The following is an 18,840-nucleotide window of genomic DNA, read 5'->3' as shown; positions in this document are numbered from 1 at the left end:
CATGAAAAGATTATTTCCCCTGTTGATCGCCTTGTTCATTGGCGCGGTGGTTCTTTCTTCCTCCGTGTTTATTGTGCGTGAGCGTGACTATGCGCTGGTTTTTGCGCTGGGTGAAGTCAAGAAGATCATCTCTGAGCCAGGGCTTTACTTCAAGCTCCCTCCGCCTTTCCAAAACGTTGTGACCTTGGACAAGCGATTGCTGACGATTGATCTTCAAGAAGCTGAGCGTGTGCAGACTTCAGAAAAGAAGAACCTGTTGATTGACTCGTTCGTCAAGTGGCGAATTGTTGATCCTAGGTTGTATTACGTGACATTCGGTGGCAATGAGCGCGCAGCCCGTGAACGCTTGCAGGCACAGATTCGCGATGCGCTCAATGCTTCCGTCAACGTACGTACGGTCAAGGATGTGGTATCCCTTGAACGCGATGTCATCATGACCGAAGTGCTCAACAACGTTGCGAAGCGTGCCGAGCCTCTTGGTGTCAAAATCGTCGACGTTCGCCTCAAACGTATCGAGTTTGCCCCTGAAATTTCCGAGTCCGTTTACCGACGGATGGAGTCTGAGCGTATCCGCGTGGCGAATCAACTTCGTTCGGAAGGTGCAGCCAAGGGTGAGCGTATTCGAGCAGAAGCAGATCGTGAGCGTGAGCAGATTTTAGCTAAAGCGCAAGGTCGCGCAGAAGCGATCATGGGTGAAGGCGATGCTGAAGCTGCGGGTCTTTATGCCAAGGCGTATGGCGCTGATTTGCCTTTCTATAGCTTTTACAAGAGCTTAGAGGGTTATCGCGCTGCATTTGGTAAGTCCGGCGATGTGCTCGTGGTCGACCCAAGCTCTGAGTTCTTTAGGTTTCTTAAGAACTCTCAAGGCAAGAAGTAACAAGCTAAAAGGTCAATACTCACTCCTGTCTCTGGGAGAAAGGATTCCCTCTTCCAGAGACGTACGGTTTGTCGATAATCTGTATAATATGCTGTAAGCTTTAACGATTGTTCTGGCGGCTTGCCGGGCTTACGCCCCAAGCCGCTTTTTGTTTGGGTGTTTACTTTTTTCCTGACAATGAATCAGTCACTGTTTGTTCTTGTTGAACTTAACCCTTTGATATTTTCTCCGCGATCATGAAAGGCAATTGGTTGTTGCCAGAAAGTCTGGCAGATATGCTGCCAGCCGAGGCACGCCGCATCGAAGATTTACGTCGGCAACTACTCGACTTGTTCCGTACTTACGGATTTGAGTTGGTAGCGCCTCCTCTTGTCGAGTACATCGATTCGTTGCTTTCCGGCACAGGGAGCGACTTGAGTCTGCGTACTAGCAAGCTCGTAGATCAGTTGTCCGGTCGCACATTAGGTGTGCGTGCAGACATGACTCCTCAGGTCACGCGTATCGATGCACATTTACTCAACCGTCCTGGCGTGACACGTTTGTGTTACTGCGGTCCGGTGTTGCACGCGCGTCCAGCGGGTTTGTTGTCGAGCAGGGAGCTTCTTCAGATAGGTGCTGAGATTTTCGGCCATGCAGGTGTAGAGGCGGATTTAGAGATTATTCGGCTTGCGCTAGACAGTACACGTATGGCGGGTGTGAAAGCGGTTCGTCTTGACTTGTGTCATGCTGGCCTGGTGCGTAGTTTGCTTGATAGTGATCCAAATGCTCATGTCCGCGCTGACGAAATCATGGCGTTGCTGCGTGAAAAAGATTTGCCGGGTTTAAGTATGCTTGGGTCTGGTACGGAGCCTTTGCTGGCCTCGACGGTTAAGGCACTTTGCGCATTGCCACAGCTTTATGGCGATATTTCTGTGATACACCGGGCGCGCGCGCTGTTGCCTGATATTTCAGGCGTGACGCATTCGCTCGATACACTCGAGCAATTGTTGTCCTCTCTTGATGATGTGTCTGTGGGTGTCGATTTGGCTGATGTTGGTACGTATGGCTATCACACTGGCGTGACTTTCTCTGTTTACGCAGAGGGTTGGCATGATTCAATTGTGCAGGGTGGTCGATATGACGACGTCAGCAGAGCATTTGGCCGTGCTCGTCCTGCAACTGGTTTTAGTTTGGATTTGCGTAAGCTTGTAGCGGGATTGATGCCTGCTTTGCCTGCGCCGGCTATTCGTGCGCCCTCTGGTCAGGCGTTGTCGCTACGTCAAGCGATGCAGTCGCTTCGCCAGAGTGGCAACATTGTTGTTCAGGTATTTCCGGGCGAATTGGCCACACATGATGAGTTTGTCTTTGACCGTGAGTTAGTGCAGCGTGACGGTCAATGGGTAGTGCAGCAAGTTCTTTAGGCTTCGGCGTACTGCGTACCTTTTTGGTCAGCAGTGCGCTTGGAGAAATTTATTCTGATACTGATTGGTCTGATTATCCAATATGAGCAAGAACATCGTAGTGATCGGCACCCAGTGGGGTGACGAAGGCAAGGGCAAGATTGTTGACTGGCTTGCTGAGTCCGCTTCTGGCGTGGTGCGTTTTCAAGGTGGCCACAATGCGGGTCATACGCTCTGGGTCAATGGCAAAAAAACCATTTTGCGATTGATTCCTTCTGGCATCATGCACCCGAGCGTGACGTGCTACATCGGTAATGGTGTGGTGTTGTCGCCAGAGGCGTTGCTCAAAGAAATCTCTGAACTTGAGGCGGCAGGTTTAGATGTACGCTCGCGCCTCAAGATTTCGGAAGCTTGCCCTTTGATCCTGCCTTATCACGTGGCACTCGACCAAGCGCGTGAAGCGCGTCGCGGCGATGCCAAAATTGGCACGACTGGTCGAGGCATCGGACCGGCTTACGAGGATAAGGTTGCTCGACGTGCTTTACGTGTTCAGGACTTGTTTGATCCTGAAGGCTTCCGAGCCAAGGTCGATGAGGTGTTGGACCTCCACAATTTCGTGTTAACCAAATATCTTGGCGCGCAGGCTGTATCTGCTCAAGAGGTGGTTGATCAGGCGATGGCGCTTGCGCCTGCTGTAGCTCCGATGGTTGCTGACGTCAGTAGTTTGTTGTTCATGGCGCAACAGGCCGGACAGAATCTGCTTTTCGAAGGTGCGCAGGGTGCACTGTTAGACGTTGATCATGGTACTTACCCCTATGTGACCAGCAGCAATTGTGTGGCGGGTGCCGCAGCCGCTGGTGCCGGTGTGGGCCCACAAAGCTTGAATTATGTGCTGGGTATCACTAAGGCGTATGCGACGCGCGTGGGTTCTGGACCTTTTCCAACTGAGTTGATGGACGAGACAGGCTTGCGTCTCGCCACTGTTGGAAAGGAGTTTGGTTCCGTGACAGGGCGTCCGCGTCGTTGCGGTTGGTTTGACGGTGCGGCACTCAAACGTTCAGTACGCTTAAACGGTATTTCTGGCCTCTGTATTACTAAGCTAGATGTTCTCGATGGTTTGCCTGTCCTAAAAATGGCTGTTGGTTATGAGCTTGATGGTCAAGTTTGTGATGTGTTGCCTTATGGTGCAGCAGCTGTCGCACGTGCTAAACCAATCCTTGAAGAAATGCCTGGTTGGTCTGAGTCCACGGTGGGTGTCACGGACTTTGGCAAGCTCCCGGGTAATGCGCAGCGTTATCTTAAGCGTCTCTCTGAGGTTTGCGGTGTCCCGATTGATATGGTTTCGACGGGTCCTGATCGTAACGAAACGATTATGCTTCGCGATCCTTTTAAGTCCTAATGTCTCAGGCAGGGGCGACTCAGGATGTATGGGTGGATTGGGCAACCTACCATCAGTTAATCGAGCGCTTGATCGTCCTTGTTGATCAGTCGGGCTTGAAGTTTGATCAAATATTGTGTTTGGCCAGAGGAGGTCTGAGAGTGGGGGATGTTTTCTCCCGTGTGTTTGACCTTCCTCTTGCGATTTTGGCAACCAGTAGCTATCGTGAAAATGCGGGTCACACTCAGGGTGATTTAGAAATTGCCTCTTTTATTACGATGACCCAAGGAACGCTGAAGGGGCATGTTTTGCTCTTGGATGACTTGGTGGATAGCGGAAACACACTGAGCGGTGTCAGTCAGCATTTGTTACGAACCTATCCAAGTATTGAATCAGTCAAAACAGGTGTTATTTGGTACAAGACCTGTTCAAGCTTTAAGCCGGATTTTTTTGTAGAAAAATTGTCCTCTAATCCATGGATTCATCAGCCATTTGAGATTTACGACACTTTGTCTCCCCAAGATTTAGTCGAAAAAAGTGCTAAATTTCCAACGACGTAGCGTATTTATGCTATGATCTTAGGCTATCTAGTTGTTTAACTGCTTTATTTTTTTACGTCACGCATCCTATGCCTATCGTTCGTCTGAAAGAAAACGAGCCCTTCGAAGCCGCTCTGCGTCGCTTCAAGCGCACAATCGAAAAAACTGGTCTGTTGACAGAATTGCGCGCGCGCGAGTTTTATGAAAAGCCAACTGCTGAGCGTAAGCGCAAGCAAGCTGCTGCCGTCAAGCGCCATTACAAGCGCATTCGCAGTCAGCAATTGCCGCCACGCATGTACTAATCCCGCGGCGCAACCATTGCGCCGTTCACGTATGGTCTAAGCGTTGATCCCAGATTCCTTTATCCAGGATCTTCTAAGTCGAGTCGACGTTGCAGATGTCGTCGGTCGATACGTGCAGTTAAAGAAAGGGGGCATCAACCTGCTTGGGTTGTGTCCCTTTCATAACGAAAAATCTCCCTCTTTTACCGTCAGCCCCACCAAACAGTTCTATCACTGTTTTGGCTGTGGTGCGCATGGTAGTGCCATTACTTTTCTAATCGAGCATACGGGAGCGAGTTTCCCTGAAGCTGTTCGCACACTTGCCAGTGCAGTTGGCATGAGTGTGCCCGAAGAGAATCGTACACCGGGCCAAAAAGCCGCAAGTTCTAGGCGGCGTGAAGAGATATCACAGCATACTCAAGTGCTTGATCTTGCTCAAAAGCACTATATTTCTCAGCTACGCGACAGTCCTGCGGCCATTCGCTATTTGAAAGAGCGTGGGTTGACGGGGCTTGTGGCAAAAGAGTTTGGACTCGGCTGGTCAGGTGCAGATCGTCAGGCTTTATCAAAAGTTTTTCCTCGCTATGACGACCCCATTCTTGTCGAGTCTGGGTTGGTGATTGAGTCTGAAGATGGTCGTCGTTATGATCGCTTTCGGGAACGTGTGATGTTCCCGATTCGAAACGTTAAAGGCGAAATTGTTGGTTTTGGTGGGCGGATTATCGGCAAGGGGGAACCTAAATATTTAAACTCCCCTGAAACGCCCGTTTTTTCCAAAGGAAATGAGCTCTACGGTCTGTATGAGGCTCGAGGATCGATCAGGTCTGAGGGTTGCGTCATTGTGGTCGAGGGCTACATGGATGTAGTGGGTCTCGCGCAACTTGGCGTCCGAAATGCTGTGGCAACGCTTGGTACTGCGACAACGGCCACGCACATTCAAAAATTATTGCGCGCCAGTGACAAGATAATTTTTAGCTTCGACGGGGATGGGGCAGGTAGGCGTGCCGCTTGGAGGGCCTTGCAGGCCTCGCTTCCGCTCTTGCGCGATGATATTTCTATCCGGTTCCTTTTTTTGCCGACAGAGCATGATCCGGATAGCTATATCCGACAGTTTGGCGAAGAGGCTTTTAGGGCGTGTTTAGCCGAGTCTGACGCACTTTCTACTTTCTTTTTAAATGAGCTTGCGGCACGTCACTCTACTCAAGAGTTGGAGGGGCGCTCAGCGCTTGTCCACGAAGCGAAGCCGCTGTTGGCGCTCATTCCTGCGATCGCACTAAAGGTGCAGCTACAAAACGAGCTGGCTCGGTTGGTGCAATTTACGCCAGAGGAGCTTAACCAGTTGCTTGCTCAGGAGGCTCCTCACAAGATGGCCGGTTTACCTGAGCCTGGGCGCGCCGTCTCTGCAGGCCCATTGCAGGTGGATGATGGTAGTTTTGATCCAAGAGATGGGGCCGGAGTGCCTGAGTATTCTGGTTACAAAGGTCAGCAGGGACGACCATCGCGAAACGGTCGTTCGGGTGAGCAGGGTGGTGGCAATCGTTCGCGTGAAAACGCAAGGTCGGGAGTGAGTCGTTCAGGAAGTGCTGGAGGAATGACTGCCCGTCGCGCTGTGGCTCCCATGGCGCGTCGCTTGTTGCGCTTATTGATGACTCACCCGGAACTGGTCGATCAAATGGGTGAACAACAGATTGAAATATTGGCGCGTGGCCCCCACTTGGAGATGGTCAGAGATTTGATTGTTCTTATTCAAGCAACGGGTGCGCGTCATGTGGGTGCTTTGATTCAAGCGGCAGATCCGGGTGATGATCTTGGGGTTTTACTGGTATCTGTCGCGGAAGATCTGATGGCTCAAGAAGCGTTGCCCAACCCTCAGTCGGAGTGGGAGGATGCGGTACGACGCATTGAGTTAGAGGGTTTAAAGGCTGAACAACAGGTGTTGATTGGGCAAGGATTAAATAATTTGCACGCTCAGCAAAAATATAAGGAACTTTCTTTGAGCATCACCCGTCTAATGAGGATAATCGAAGGCAGTAAGTCAACCTAATTCGGTTAAAATCAATGGTTTACGCAGCTCAAGCGTGTGTTTGAATCAAGCACGGATTGGGCAGGCTCGTGCTTTATGCACTTCTAATACATAAGAGCGATCATGACTCAATCCCTTGGCAAGAAAAAAACGATGGCTGCTGCAAAGCCCCAACCCAAAGCAGCAACCAAACCCGTAGCCAAGTCTGCTAAACCAGTTGTTAAAGTAGCTTCAAAACCTGCTGCTAAGCAAAGTGCCAAGCCAATTGCAAAATCTGCAGCTAAACCATCTGCTAAGCCGACAGTAAAAGCTGCCGCCAAGCCTGCTGCCAAGCCAGCAACAAAAGCAACAGCCAAGCCTGCCAGCAAGGTTGCGGTCAAATCCGCAGTCAGTTCCAAACCAAACAAAGCAGCGGTCAAGTCCACAGCGACTCGGCCCGTTCCAACTCATTCCGCAGCAAAAACTGCAGTTCAATCGGTCAAGGATTCAATGAAGTCGGCTTCAAAAAGTAAACCCGCAGTCTCCGATAAAGCAAGCACTCCAAAAAGCGCAGCCAAGCCCGCTAAACCCGCTGAAAAAGCTGCGGCCAAGCCTGCGGCAAAGGTTGCTGCAAAGCCTCCAGTGAAGGCAGCAGCGAAAGTCGCTGAAAAAGCTGATAAGCAAACGCCTACAAAGGCTGCTGCAAAACCTACTGCCTCTAAGGCTGCGGCACCTGTCGCTAAGCCTGTGCCGGCTAAGGCTGCCCCTCCTGCACCCGTGTCATCCAAGGCGCCAGGTAAGGTTGATGTGTCAAAGCCTGCACCCGTTCTTGACGATGGTGAAGATCCTCCGAAAAAGGCAAGCGGTCGTCCCCCTGGTGGCACAGGCCGTCGTCCGGGTCGTCCTTCAAAAAACCCCGGCAATAATGATGTGGATTTTGGTGATTCTGGAGATGGCGAGCACGAAGCTGAGGTCGTACCTGATTTCAAGCCTGTCAAGCGTGGCAAACGCGGCAAGGGTGATGCCAAGGATCTGATTGCACGCGGCCCTGTGACGCCTGAGGAATACGAGGCACGTCGTAATCGTTTGAAATCTCTCATTAAGCTAGGTAAGGATCGTGGCTACCTGACTTATGGTGAGATTAACGACCATTTGCCTGATGATTTGGTGGATGCAGAGGCGATTGACGGCATCATCAGTACGTTTAGTGACATGGGCATTGCGGTGTATGACCAGGCTCCTGATGCTGAAACACTCTTGTTGGGCGAAAACGCCCCAGTTGCTACTTCTGACGATGACGTCGAGGATGAGGCTGAAGCCGCACTGACGACTGTTGATTCCGATTTTGGTCGCACAACTGATCCTGTGCGCATGTACATGCGTGAAATGGGTACGGTTGAGCTCTTGACGCGCGAGGGCGAAATTGAAATCGCCAAGCGCATCGAGGAGGGCCTCAAGCACATGGTGATGGCTATTTCGGCCTGCCCAACAACTGTCAATGAAATTCTCAATCACGTTCAGCGTGTGCGCGACGGTCAGGCACAAATCGATGAGGTCGTCGATGGTCTAGTGGATCCAGATGATGGCGCCGAGTACGCGGGTGCTGGCGTTTCTGACGAGGCAGATGAAGACGGTCCTGCAGGTGGCATGAGCAGCAAGCAGCTTGAAGATTTGCGCGTCAAAGGCCTCGCAAAATTTGAAATCGTAGGCGTCGAGTTTGCGAAAATGCGTGCGGCCTATGAGGCGGACGGTTATCGCTCCAATGCTTATATGACTGCGCAGGAGTCGATCCAGAACGAACTGATGGGGATTCGCTTCACTGCCAAAATGGTGGAGCGCCTTGCGGACACTTTACGTGCGCAAGTAGAAGAAGTCCGTAAAATTGAGCGTCAAGTTCTGCATACGTGTGTGGATCGTGCTGGTATGCCACGTACTCATTTCATCAAGGTATTTCCAGGTAACGAAACTAATCTTGAATGGGTGCTGGGTGAGGTCGAAACCGCGACAGATTATGCGCATACCTTGAGACGTCATGTTCCTGCGGTCCAAGAGCTTCAGCAAAAGCTGATCGACCTGCAAGTACGCGTGGTCTTGCCTCTCAAAGACTTAAAAGACGTCAACAAGAAAATGGCGACTGGCGAGGCTAAAGCCCGTAAAGCCAAGCGCGAGATGACTGAAGCAAACTTACGCTTGGTGATTTCGATTGCTAAAAAGTACACCAATCGCGGCTTGCAGTTTTTGGACTTGATTCAGGAAGGCAACATCGGTTTGATGAAAGCCGTGGACAAGTTTGAATACCGTCGTGGCTACAAGTTTTCGACTTATGCAACATGGTGGATTCGTCAGGCGATCACGCGCTCGATCGCGGATCAGGCTCGCACCATTCGTATTCCTGTGCACATGATTGAAACGATCAACAAGATGAACCGTATCAGTCGCCAGATTTTGCAGGAAACAGGTGCAGAGCCGGATCCAGCAACACTAGCTTCCAAAATGGATATGCCTGAGGACAAGATTCGCAAAATCTTGAAAATCGCGAAAGAGCCAATCTCGATGGAAACACCGATTGGTGATGATGACGATTCGCATTTGGGTGATTTCATTGAAGATATGGCGACTCTCGCGCCCGCAGATGCAGCGTTGCATGGCTCGATGCGCGATGTCGTCAAGGAAGTGCTGGACTCGCTCACACCCCGCGAGGCAAAAGTCTTGCGTATGCGCTTCGGTATCGAAATGAGTACTGATCAGACTCTCGAAGAGGTGGGCAAGCAGTTTGATGTGACGCGTGAGCGCATTCGTCAAATAGAGGCTAAAGCTTTGCGCAAACTCCGCCATCCGAGCCGTTCGGATAAGCTTAAAAGCTTTCTCGAAGGTCAGTGATGCACGATTGGTCATTCCGCCATTTGATATTTTGAATAGCTGACCCCACTAATTCATTACGAATTGTGGGGTTTCTGTTAAATTGCGAGTCTATGCAAATTCAAATCCTGGTTATTCATCCAAGCCCACTTGTGCAATCCGCGCTTGATTGCCTGATCCGCATGGATGCTTCCTTTTGTGTGGTCAAAACTTTCGCAAAGGGCGCTGAACTTGCAACGTTTTTGACTACAACAACGGATCGTTTCGACATCGTGTTGTTGAGCACGGAGGAGGAGAATCCCTCCTTAATGTTGCGGATTGCTGCCATGAGCGATGCTAAGGTTTTGTTGCTGGCGCTTGAGCGCGAACCCTCAAATGTAGAGGATTGGTTGAAGGAGGGCGCACGAGGGCTGATTAATCCCCAGGCGGACAGTGCACAGCTTTTGAAAGCAATTGCTAAGGTTTATGCCGGAGAGTTTTGGTTTAACCGTCAAATTACCTCGCGTATTTTGAGCGGTATTGGTCAAGTTAAAGAGCTTTCCGATGAACAAAAGCGAATTGCTGAGTTAACGGCCAAGGAAAAGTTGGTTGTTAAGGCCGTCGTGGATGGTGGCGGCAAGACCTTGCGAGAAACTGCTAAGGACCTTGAAATTAGCGAGAATACGGTGCGTAATCACTTGAGGTCTATTTACAGTAAATTAGGTTTAGCAAATAGACTTGAGCTGTTTGTTTTTGCTCAACAGCATTTGGGCCGATGACCTAAATTCATCGCAATTGTTTTTTAATAGAGCCCCTGCAACATAGTATTTGCAGGGGCTTTTTCATATCAAAATCATTGCCGGTATATAAGTACTAATCTTCGTGGCAGGATACTGCCGTCGCCGCACCGCAACATTTGTTAACGGTCAAGTCGATAATGATTCTCTAACTCTGCATTAAAAGATAGACTTAGTTCTATAACTTTTGATCTGTGGACAGGCTGTAACTTTGCAGCGTCTCTTTTAAAAATTCTTTTGATTAAATTGATAAGTTTTTCCCTAATTGGTTTGACTGGAGCTCAGCGCTGTCGTCGCTTGGCTGGCTTAGTCATGTCTTGTTTGTTTACCTCAATGTTAAACGGATGTTCGACGCCAATTAAGGAAGAGGGCGACGCCCCAGATGGTCCGCAGTATGTCAATTGGCTTCCTAAAACTTTTAATGGTCCGGCCAATGAAAGTTTGCCCCGTCCCAAAGAGCTCTGGTGGCAGGAGTTTGGTAGTACGGAGTTGAACAATCTTGTTGATACAGCACTCAACAATAATTATGAGCTGCGCATTGCAGTCGCGCGCGTTGCACAGTCGCGTGCGCAGGCAAATATCGTGCGTGCTGCGCAGTCACCCTCTGTTGATTTGACGGCGGGCTACAAAAATCAAGCGCCTGGTCAAGGTGTCGGTTATGCAGCGACTACTGACGACTGGGGCAGTCAGCCTGTTTGGCAGGCGGGTTTAGCAATTAATTATGAGCTCGACCTTTGGGGCAAAAAAGGGTTTAACTCTAAGGCTGCCTACTCTTTGGCACTCGCCAGTGAGTTTAATCGTGAGGTTGTGGCGCTGAGTCTGACCAGTGATGTGGTCACTGTTTACTTTCAAGTGATGGCGTTGACCGAGAGAGTTGAAGTCGGTGAGCGAAACTTGGAAACTATTCGCATGGTGGGGCGCAACTTACAGCGACGTCTGGATCGCGGGGATTCAACGCTGATTGATGTCTCTCAACAGTTGGTGTTGCAAAGCAACACGGATGCGCAGGTCACAGCGTTGAGACTGCAGCGTGAACGTGCGCTCAATCGGCTGGCTTTGTTGGTGGGGACAACGCCGTCGGCCTTGAAGCTGAATGGTGGTTTGGTTGAAGATGTGAAAACGCCTGTGGTGCAGCCTGGATTGCCCTCTGATCTGTTGTGCCGTCGTCCAGATATCAGGCGTGCAGAGGCGGCACTTGAGTCTGCGCAGGCGGATTTATATGCGGCGCGCGCGAATCTCCTTCCTTCGTTCGCTCTTTCTGCTCAGGGTGGTTTTGGTAGTTTCTTGCTGACGTCGATCTTAGCGCCCCAGAGTCTTTTTTATAACTTAAGCGCGAATCTCGTACAAAACGTTTTTGATGGCGGGAAACGCAAATCTGAAATTGCCCTAGCTGATGCAAAGAATAGAGAGTTGCTTGAAGCGTATGCGAACACTGTCTTGTCCGCGATGCGTGATGTTGAGGACGGACTCTCTGGTGTGGCTTTAACGGCTAGGCAATACGCCGCACTTAACAATGCACGTAAACGCGCGCGTCAGCTGGCTGAGTACAGCGTCAAGGTCGTCGAGCGAGGTGGAATGGATTTTGTTCAGCTATTTCAAGTTCAGGGTACGGTGATTGCTGCGGAAGACGCCGCCATTAACGGCCGCTTTGAGCAAATTAGAGCCTCTGTTGATTTATATAAGGCGATCGGCGGAGGTTTACGTTTGGGTGAGGATCCGTGTTTGGGTGGAGGCAAACTTCCCGCTGCAGATGCACGTTGGGTGGAAAATGCCGAGAAAAGTCATGGCAAATAAGAACACAACAAAAGTGACAGGGCAGTCCAGTGCCAAAGAGGCCTTGGGCTTATTGTCGCCTTTTGCGGGTGAGCGATTTACGATTTTTTCTTCAAGTTTTACGATCAATATTCTCGCCCTAGCGTTCCCGCTGTTGATGTTGCAGCTTTATGATCGGATCTTGCCCTATGAGTCTGTCGACACGCTCGGCTTAGTTGCGATTACAGTTTTGCTCGCCATATTTGTTGAAACATTGTTGCGCATTGCCCGCTCGTACTCGACAGCGTGGACCGCTGCCCGCTTTGAGTATCGTGCCATGATGGACTTAACTGAGCGAGCGTTGGCTGAACCCCTTCACCAGTTTGAACGAAAGGGAACGGGTGCTGTGATGGCACGTTTCAAATCCATCGGTACGCTTCGTTATCATTACTCCGGACAAACTTTCCAGCAGCTAATGGATTTGCCTTTTACGGTTTTATACGTATTGGTGGCGGCTGTCATGAGCCTATGGATTGGCGCCTTGTTACTAGTTGGATATGCTATTTTTGTGACGATTGTTTGGCGCAACAGTAGAAAATTTCCCGAGTTGGTCAAAGAGCAAAAAGAAGCGGATTTGAGGCGAGGTAACTTCATCAATGAAACGCTACGCAATATACACACGCTTAAATCAATGACGATGGAAGCGCTCATGCTCCGTCGCCATGAGCGTTTGCAAGAGGCCTGTGCACGTCTCATGTCTAAGGTGACCTATGCGCTTGATATGTCCTCAGGCTTGGGTAATATTTTTTCCCCTTTGATGACAACTTTCACAGTGGCTCTGGGTGCTTGGCTCGTTATCAATGGTCAGATGACCAACGGTGAGCTAGCGGCTTGCGTGCTGCTGGGCATGCGTGCGCTTGCTCCGTTGCAGAGACTTGGTGGTATTTGGGCTAAGCATCAGCAGGATAAGATTTTGCGAGAGGACTTGGCTGCGCAGCTAGCCCAACCAACACTCCCTGTCGAACCTCCCCATGCCGTATCTTTGGATATGCGGAGTGTGCCTGGTGAAAAGAGGGGCGTGAGCCTCGAAATTGCCAATGTCAGTTATCAGTTTCCTTGCTCAAAGGCGCGAGTTTTCGACAATATATCGCTCACGGTGCAGGCTAATGAGTGCTTGTTGATCGAGGGACAAAGTGGCTCGGGTCGCAGTACGTTGTTACAACTGCTGGCTGGGGTGATTGAGCCGCTCGAAGGTCAGATTTTGGTGGACCATCGCGATCTTAAGTTTATGAGTGCAACCGACGTTGGACATGAGGTTGCGTACTTGTCTCAAGAGTCAAAAATCTTTGAAGGCTCTCTTCTCGAAAATATTAGTAGTTTTGATGATGAGCGCATTGAACTCGCGCTAGTGACAGCGAAAAATTTGGGCTTGGGTGACTTTGTCTCCAGAATGCCAAGGGGCTGGGACTCGACGGTGGGTGACATGGCGACCGATTCGCTTCCGCCCGGTTATCGGCAGCGGATCTCGATTGTTCGTGCCTTAAGTGGGCAACCGCGTGTGATTTTGTTTGACGACGCCACTTCCACGATGGACTCAGAGGGGGATTCTTTATTTTTACGCTATTTGGAGTCTGTGATTGGACGTGTCACGATCGTGATGATTTCCCAGCGACCTTCATATAAGCGTCTCGCGACCAAAACAATTTATCTGCATAACGGTCACTTTAGTGATCAAGGTCTTGTGGAGCGCAATGTTTTAACAATGTTAAGTAATGGCGATTCTGTGAAGGCTGCCTCAGCGATTTCGCCAGTTAAACAAAGTACGGATATTGAAAGTTTAGTATCGATGCCACCTGCTTTAGATTCTGAGTTTGATCCATTACGTTGGAATCGAACGAGTGAGATGATATATGCTCAATTTAAAGTTCGAACAGATTTTTCAGCGTGTCTGACTATTTTGCTTAAGCAAATTAATGCGCGAATTTCCACGCGTGAAATTGCTGAATCACTACCTTATTTCGAAGATGCTCTTGATCTCTCTGGTTTTCAAAATGCAATGGCTGAGCTTGGTTACAAGCCCAAAGAAGTCCGTTGCAGACTTGGCGACATCGAGACGCGTTCCTTGCCGTGTTTATTTGTGCCGGACACGGCTCTGGCTTTTATTGTGCTCGGGCGAACGGGGCATCAAGTGCGTGTTGCGAATGATCCTGCTCAAGAACCTCGTCTTGAGTCCAATCTGAATATTGAAGGTCGAGCATTCTTTTATGAGCAGGTTGCTCGCTCAACGGTTGAGACGGGCTCATGGGCTAGGCGGGCGATCAAGAGATTTGCACCCTTGATCGGGCAGGCTACGATTTCAGCATTAGTGACGGGTCTAGTACTCATGGCAGGACCACTTTTTATGATGGTCGTTTACAGCACCGTCATTCCGACTGGTGCCGAGGATACCCTGCTATATCTGACGATTGGATCTGTGCTGGCGTTGTTGTCCAGTTTTGCATTCATGAGGCATCGTGCGCATATTTTGGCCTATATAGCGGGTCGCATTGAATATCTTTTCGGTGCGAGTATTTTGCAGCAAGTTCTGCGTATGTCGCCTTCTTATACAGAACGCTCCTCGGTAGGCGCGCAGACGTCACGGCTTCAAAGTTTTGAGGCTATTCGAGATATGTTTATTGGGCCACTTGGCTCGACTTTATTAGAGTCTCCCGCCACTTTAGTGCTGTTGGTGGCATTGTCCATCATCAATCCGATTGCTTTATTGGTGTTCGTCATCATGGTGACGATTTATGTGGTTTTGTATTGGGTTTTTACTGGGCAAACTAAAACCCTTGTGACAGAGCTGAGTCAGGCGGTGACAAAGCGTGATGAGTTTTTAGTCGAGCTCATTGTCAAGATGCGAACCGTCCGTGAATGTCATGCGCAAAGACTGTGGTTGGAGCGTTTCAGGGAGGTTTCCGCCACGGCGGCGATGGCATCTTTTAAGTCTGAGCGATTGTCTTCCTTGTTATCTAGTAGCTCTTACTTTTTGATGATGCTTGCCGCACTTTCAATTGTCGTGGCGACGGTGCCGGCAGTCTGGTCGCATTCTGTCACTTCTGGGGCATTGATTGCATCATTGATGTTGATGTGGCGTGTGTTAACACCTGTTCAAACTGTATTTACTAACATGACCAGAATGGAGCGGGTGGGTAATGCTGTCAAGCAGATCGACAGTTTGATGCGTATTCAGCCTGAGCGTATTGATATTTCTCAAGCGTTGAGTGGTCGTCGCTTAGCGGGTGAGATTGAGTTTGCCCGCGTGTCTTTTCGATACTCCATCAAAGTGGACCCTGCGCTGATTGGCGTTGAATTTCGTATTCAACCTGGCCAAATCGTTGCATTAACTGGACCTAACGGTGGTGGAAAATCTACGCTTCTAAAATTGTTGCTGGGGATGTATCAACCTCAGGCAGGTGCCATTCTTTTAGACAATGTAGATATCCGACAAATCGATCCTTTAGTGCTCAGGCGTTATATCGGGTACGTCCCACAAGATTGTCAGTTATTTAGAGCAACTATTGCTCAAAATTTAAGACTTGCACGTCCAGAGGCCTCTGATCAAGAGCTCTACGAGTGTCTCGATATGGCGGGTGCTCTGGATCAGGTTCTGGCCTTGCCACAAGGTCTCCAGTATCGGGTTGGGGACAATACGAATGAATTGGCGGCTAGTCTCAAGCAGAAATTGTCGCTTGCACGTGCATATTTAACGCGTGCACCGATTATGTTGTTTGATGAGCCAGGCAGTGGTCTGGATGAGTTGGGTGATCAGAAATTTATTGAGATGCTTAAAAGTTTCCGAGGTAAGACTACGGTTGTGTTTATTAGTCATCGACCTAGCCATATTAAGTTGGCAGATACGCTAATGATCTTTGATAAGGGCTATTTGCGCGCGAGTGGAGCGCCTGAAGCTCTACTTAAGCAGCCTGTGACATCCTGATGATGTTTAAACACATTGCTTTAATTTGTGAGACGAATATCTGTGAATAATTCTGAACCTTATCAATCCGAAAAGGCTCCCTTGACGCCCTTGGTGTTGGGTGATCGCACGGATAACTATGTCGCAAAGGCGATATTGCTCGAGGAAGCAGCTCCACCTTCCTATCTGAGGGCAACGGTCAACTTAGCCGCAGTTTCTTTGGTTTTGTTTTTAGTGTGGGCTTATTTTGCAAAGCTGGATGTTGTCGCTCTTGCGCCCGGACAAATTCTGCCAGTAGAGTCAGTGAAAGTGATTCAGCATGTTGATGGTGGTCGGATCGCTTCAATTGAAGTCAGGGATGGACAACTTGTTAAAAAAGGAGAGGTCTTAATTCGCTTGAATGATACAGAAGCAGCGGCGGAATATCAGACCTTAAGTGCCAAGTACTGGGGGCTTTTCGCCAGAGTGGAGCGGTTGCGTGCACTGATTGGCGAGCGTCCTGCAAACTTTAGTTCTGTGCCTGAGGTGTATCGGGAAACTGTGATGGAGCAGCAACATACACTCAAGACATCTCTGCAGCAGATTTCTCAACAAAAAGATGAAATCAAAATTTTGCGTGAGGTCAGCAAAATCAGAACTGAGCTCGCAGAGGAAAAACTCGCGACACGTGTTCAGGCCCTAGACGCTCAGCGGGCATTGAGTCAGGCTGAGGCTGAGTTGTTACGCTTTAGACGCGCACAGATGGATGAACTCAATGAGTCTTCCAATGAGCTTGTACAGACACAAGAGCAGTTGACCAAACTCAAAGATCGTTTGGATCGTGTGGATGTGGTGTCCCCTGCGAATGGGGTTGTTCAAGACCTGAAGTTTCGTACGGAGGGTGGCGTGATTCCGCCAGGGGCAATGTTGATGAATGTTGTGCCTGTGGATAGTCAGATGCACGCAGAGGTGAGGGTCTCACCAGTCGATATTGGTTTTGTCAAAAAAGATCAAACGGTCAGACTTAAGGTGAGTACGTTTGACTTTATGCGCTATGGAACGATTGATGGTCGTGTGTCGATGGTCTCTCCATATAGTGTGTTGGATGAGAATCAAAATCCTTATTTCAAAGTCAATATTACTGTGCCTAAAGAATATGTAGGCGATGACCGTAGCAAGAAAGTAGAGCCTGGCATGACTGTACAGGCAGATATTTTGACGGATAGACAGTCAGTGATGCGTTATTTACTTCGTCCAATTTATGTCGCATTGAATCAGGGTATGCGTGAACGCTAATTGGGACTTCGACAAATTGATTGCAGGCAGATAAAAGCATGAACAAGCGCGAAGAAAGTGACTTGGACAAAGCTCGGCCGCTGACTCCTCGGCAGGAGCAGATATTGTCCCTCTTGACTGAAGGTAAAAGTAATAAAGAGATTGCCGAGGAACTCGGAATACAGCAGGGCACTGTCAAACAGCACCTTTTTGTGCTTTTTCGTCGGCTTGGTGTAGTCAATCGTGCCAAGGCTGTGATTGCGGCGAGTCAGTTACTCAAGGCCCAGCGAGCCAGAGGGCGTGAGTCTGGCTGGACAAAACCACCTAAGCACGCGACGACGCACAAGCCGGGTTATGTCTGGCGAATGATTGCTGTTGTAGCGGTTTTTTTGCCCGACGCAACCTCGATTTCAACGGGCGTATTGGTGCAACGCGATCAGTACTTGTTATCTTTGCGTCAAACAGTCTCTGAGTTTACTGAAGCGTTGGACGGTCAGTTTGTTTCCATGCCTTACGGTGGATTTCTGGCTTGGTTCGGCCATCCCTATTCGCATCTTGATGATGCGGATCGTGCGGCGCACTTAGCTCAGGCGATTCAAAAATGGTCTGATGATTATTGTGCAAGTCATTTTGAAGAAAGTGACTCTGAGCTGCTAACTAAACCGATTGGTATTGGTGTGGCTTCACACCCCGAGGTTGTGGCTGAAAAGACAGTGCAGTTGACCGGGGCCGAGTCCTTCAGGTCAGCAGCAATTTTGGCGCGACACGCTCGACCACTGGGGCGGCCTCTCGCAGACGAGTCAACGCAACGTTTGGCGCCTCTTAGTGTTCAGTGGATCAAGGTGAAGGCGACCTCGGATAAACCGATTGGGCGGCAGCGAGAGGGAAGTGTTTCTGCGATTGGTGAGTATGGTCATTCCTTGATTGATACGCGTGCGCGTTGGGGAGGAATGGATTTTGTTGGCGAGATTTATGCTTCGACGCAGAGCGGTGTCGCGCAGTGGGTCTCGGTCGAGTCGTGGCCACCAGCTGCAGCGACTGCATTGATTGATACGATCGGCAATGCTGCAGCTTCAATTGGTTTCAGGGTGTTGCGTCTCAGGATGCCTGTTCAGACGCGTCGCGATAGAATCGTTGCAGGTTTTGTCGGACAAATTGAGATGGTTTCTGCCGATTTGAAGGCACCAATCGGCAAGGTTTATACCCTTTCTTCGGACGGGGAGAGACTGGGCTCCATGCTCCGAGATTGTGCAAGTTCGCCCTTGGTGGTTCAGGTGTATGGCCTAAAAGCGTTAGACGCTTTAGCCACTGTATTGGGTGAGCGAGGTATTAATCAGTTAGTGTCTTGTCCGATTTTGATTGTTGCGGCTAACTTAATGGACGTGGGGCAGGCGCAAACCGTTGTGCGTCTATTAGGTCCACGACCTAAGAGCGATGCGCCGTCTCGTGTGTTTTCAATGCACATGACTGAACATGCTGCACTTCCGCAAGCGATACGCGCTGACTTACAGGCCTTACTTGACGGCTTGTCTGCTGTTTCTAAACAGTTGATTGTGACCGCAGCAACGGAACCCACCAAGTCGATAGATGATTTCATTGTGCAAGCTGGCTTACCTCATCATCAAACCCAGTCTTGTTTGTCTGAGCTCACGGCTTCGGGATTGATTGCGCCTAAGTCCGGCGGTGGATTCCAATTTCGAGACCTCATGACCGCGCAGGCCATTCACAGCTTGACGGTCGCGATTCCTGAAGCAGGTGTGACTTAAATGTGTACTTTTTAGAAAG

13 protein-coding genes are annotated in these 18,840 nt (G+C 49.7%); 12 read left to right on the top strand and 1 reads right to left on the bottom strand.

Annotated features, from left to right (window positions below):
* Position 1: 1 nt before the first annotated feature.
* The 6 genes from hflC (at position 2) to dnaG (ending at position 6,498) form a co-directional block, all read left to right on the top strand.
* On the top strand, positions 2-877 hold the full coding sequence (gene hflC, locus WBJ47_RS13640) for a protease modulator HflC (RefSeq protein ID WP_422243831.1): 876 nt from the start codon (positions 2-4) through the stop codon (positions 875-877).
* Between the two features lie 236 nt (positions 878-1,113).
* A complete protein-coding gene (locus tag WBJ47_RS13635) occupies positions 1,114-2,277 on the top strand; it encodes an ATP phosphoribosyltransferase regulatory subunit (protein ID WP_422243830.1) in 1,164 nt (387 codons plus the stop codon).
* 82 nt (positions 2,278-2,359) lie between these two features.
* Positions 2,360-3,655, top strand: coding sequence for an adenylosuccinate synthase (locus WBJ47_RS13630; protein ID WP_422243829.1), 1,296 nt, complete (start codon positions 2,360-2,362; stop codon positions 3,653-3,655).
* Positions 3,655-4,194: a phosphoribosyltransferase gene (locus WBJ47_RS13625; protein ID WP_422243828.1), complete on the top strand. Its 540-nt coding sequence runs from the start codon at positions 3,655-3,657 to the stop codon at positions 4,192-4,194. The genes WBJ47_RS13630 and WBJ47_RS13625 overlap by 1 nt, the downstream gene beginning before the upstream one ends.
* A 68-nt stretch (positions 4,195-4,262) precedes the next feature.
* On the top strand, positions 4,263-4,475 hold the full coding sequence (gene rpsU / locus WBJ47_RS13620; protein ID WP_028817338.1) for a 30S ribosomal protein S21: 213 nt from the start codon (positions 4,263-4,265) through the stop codon (positions 4,473-4,475).
* A gap of 43 nt (positions 4,476-4,518) precedes the next feature.
* Positions 4,519-6,498, top strand: a complete 1,980-nt coding sequence (gene dnaG, locus WBJ47_RS13615) for a DNA primase (RefSeq protein ID WP_422243827.1) — start codon at positions 4,519-4,521, stop codon at positions 6,496-6,498.
* Positions 6,499-6,605: 107 nt separating this feature from the next.
* Here dnaG and WBJ47_RS13610 read toward each other — a convergent pair whose 3' ends face one another.
* Entirely contained in the window at positions 6,606-6,902 is a 297-nt protein-coding gene (locus WBJ47_RS13610; RefSeq protein WP_422243826.1) for a hypothetical protein, read from the bottom strand.
* A 64-nt stretch (positions 6,903-6,966) separates the two neighbouring features.
* Here WBJ47_RS13610 and rpoD point away from each other — a divergent pair, with 64 nt between their 5' ends.
* From rpoD to WBJ47_RS13580, 6 genes are all read left to right on the top strand, one after another.
* Positions 6,967-9,336: an RNA polymerase sigma factor RpoD gene (rpoD, locus tag WBJ47_RS13605; protein WP_422243825.1), complete on the top strand. Its 2,370-nt coding sequence runs from the start codon at positions 6,967-6,969 to the stop codon at positions 9,334-9,336.
* A gap of 92 nt (positions 9,337-9,428) precedes the next feature.
* Positions 9,429-10,073 (top strand): LuxR C-terminal-related transcriptional regulator, encoded by a 645-nt coding sequence (locus WBJ47_RS13600; RefSeq protein ID WP_422243824.1) that lies wholly within the window; start codon positions 9,429-9,431, stop codon positions 10,071-10,073.
* Positions 10,074-10,403: 330 nt separating this feature from the next.
* Positions 10,404-11,885 carry a TolC family protein gene (locus tag WBJ47_RS13595; RefSeq protein WP_422243823.1) on the top strand — a complete coding sequence of 494 codons (1,482 nt, stop codon included), beginning with the start codon at positions 10,404-10,406 and terminating at the stop codon, positions 11,883-11,885.
* Positions 11,875-15,822 carry a peptidase domain-containing ABC transporter gene (locus WBJ47_RS13590; protein ID WP_422243822.1) on the top strand — a complete coding sequence of 1,316 codons (3,948 nt, stop codon included), beginning with the start codon at positions 11,875-11,877 and terminating at the stop codon, positions 15,820-15,822. The genes WBJ47_RS13595 and WBJ47_RS13590 overlap by 11 nt, the downstream gene beginning before the upstream one ends.
* Positions 15,823-15,864: 42 nt before the next feature.
* Positions 15,865-17,076, top strand: coding sequence for an HlyD family efflux transporter periplasmic adaptor subunit (locus WBJ47_RS13585; protein WP_422243821.1), 1,212 nt, complete (start codon positions 15,865-15,867; stop codon positions 17,074-17,076).
* A 38-nt stretch (positions 17,077-17,114) separates the two neighbouring features.
* Positions 17,115-18,821 carry a LuxR C-terminal-related transcriptional regulator gene (locus WBJ47_RS13580; protein WP_422243820.1) on the top strand — a complete coding sequence of 569 codons (1,707 nt, stop codon included), beginning with the start codon at positions 17,115-17,117 and terminating at the stop codon, positions 18,819-18,821.
* Positions 18,822-18,840: the final 19 nt, after the last annotated feature.

Origin of the sequence: Zwartia sp., from assembly GCF_049655405.1 — a bacterium.
Taxonomy (GTDB): domain Bacteria; phylum Pseudomonadota; class Gammaproteobacteria; order Burkholderiales; family Burkholderiaceae_B; genus Zwartia.
The sequence above is the reverse complement of the archived record's forward strand: the minus strand, read 5'-3'. Positions and strand labels throughout refer to the sequence as shown.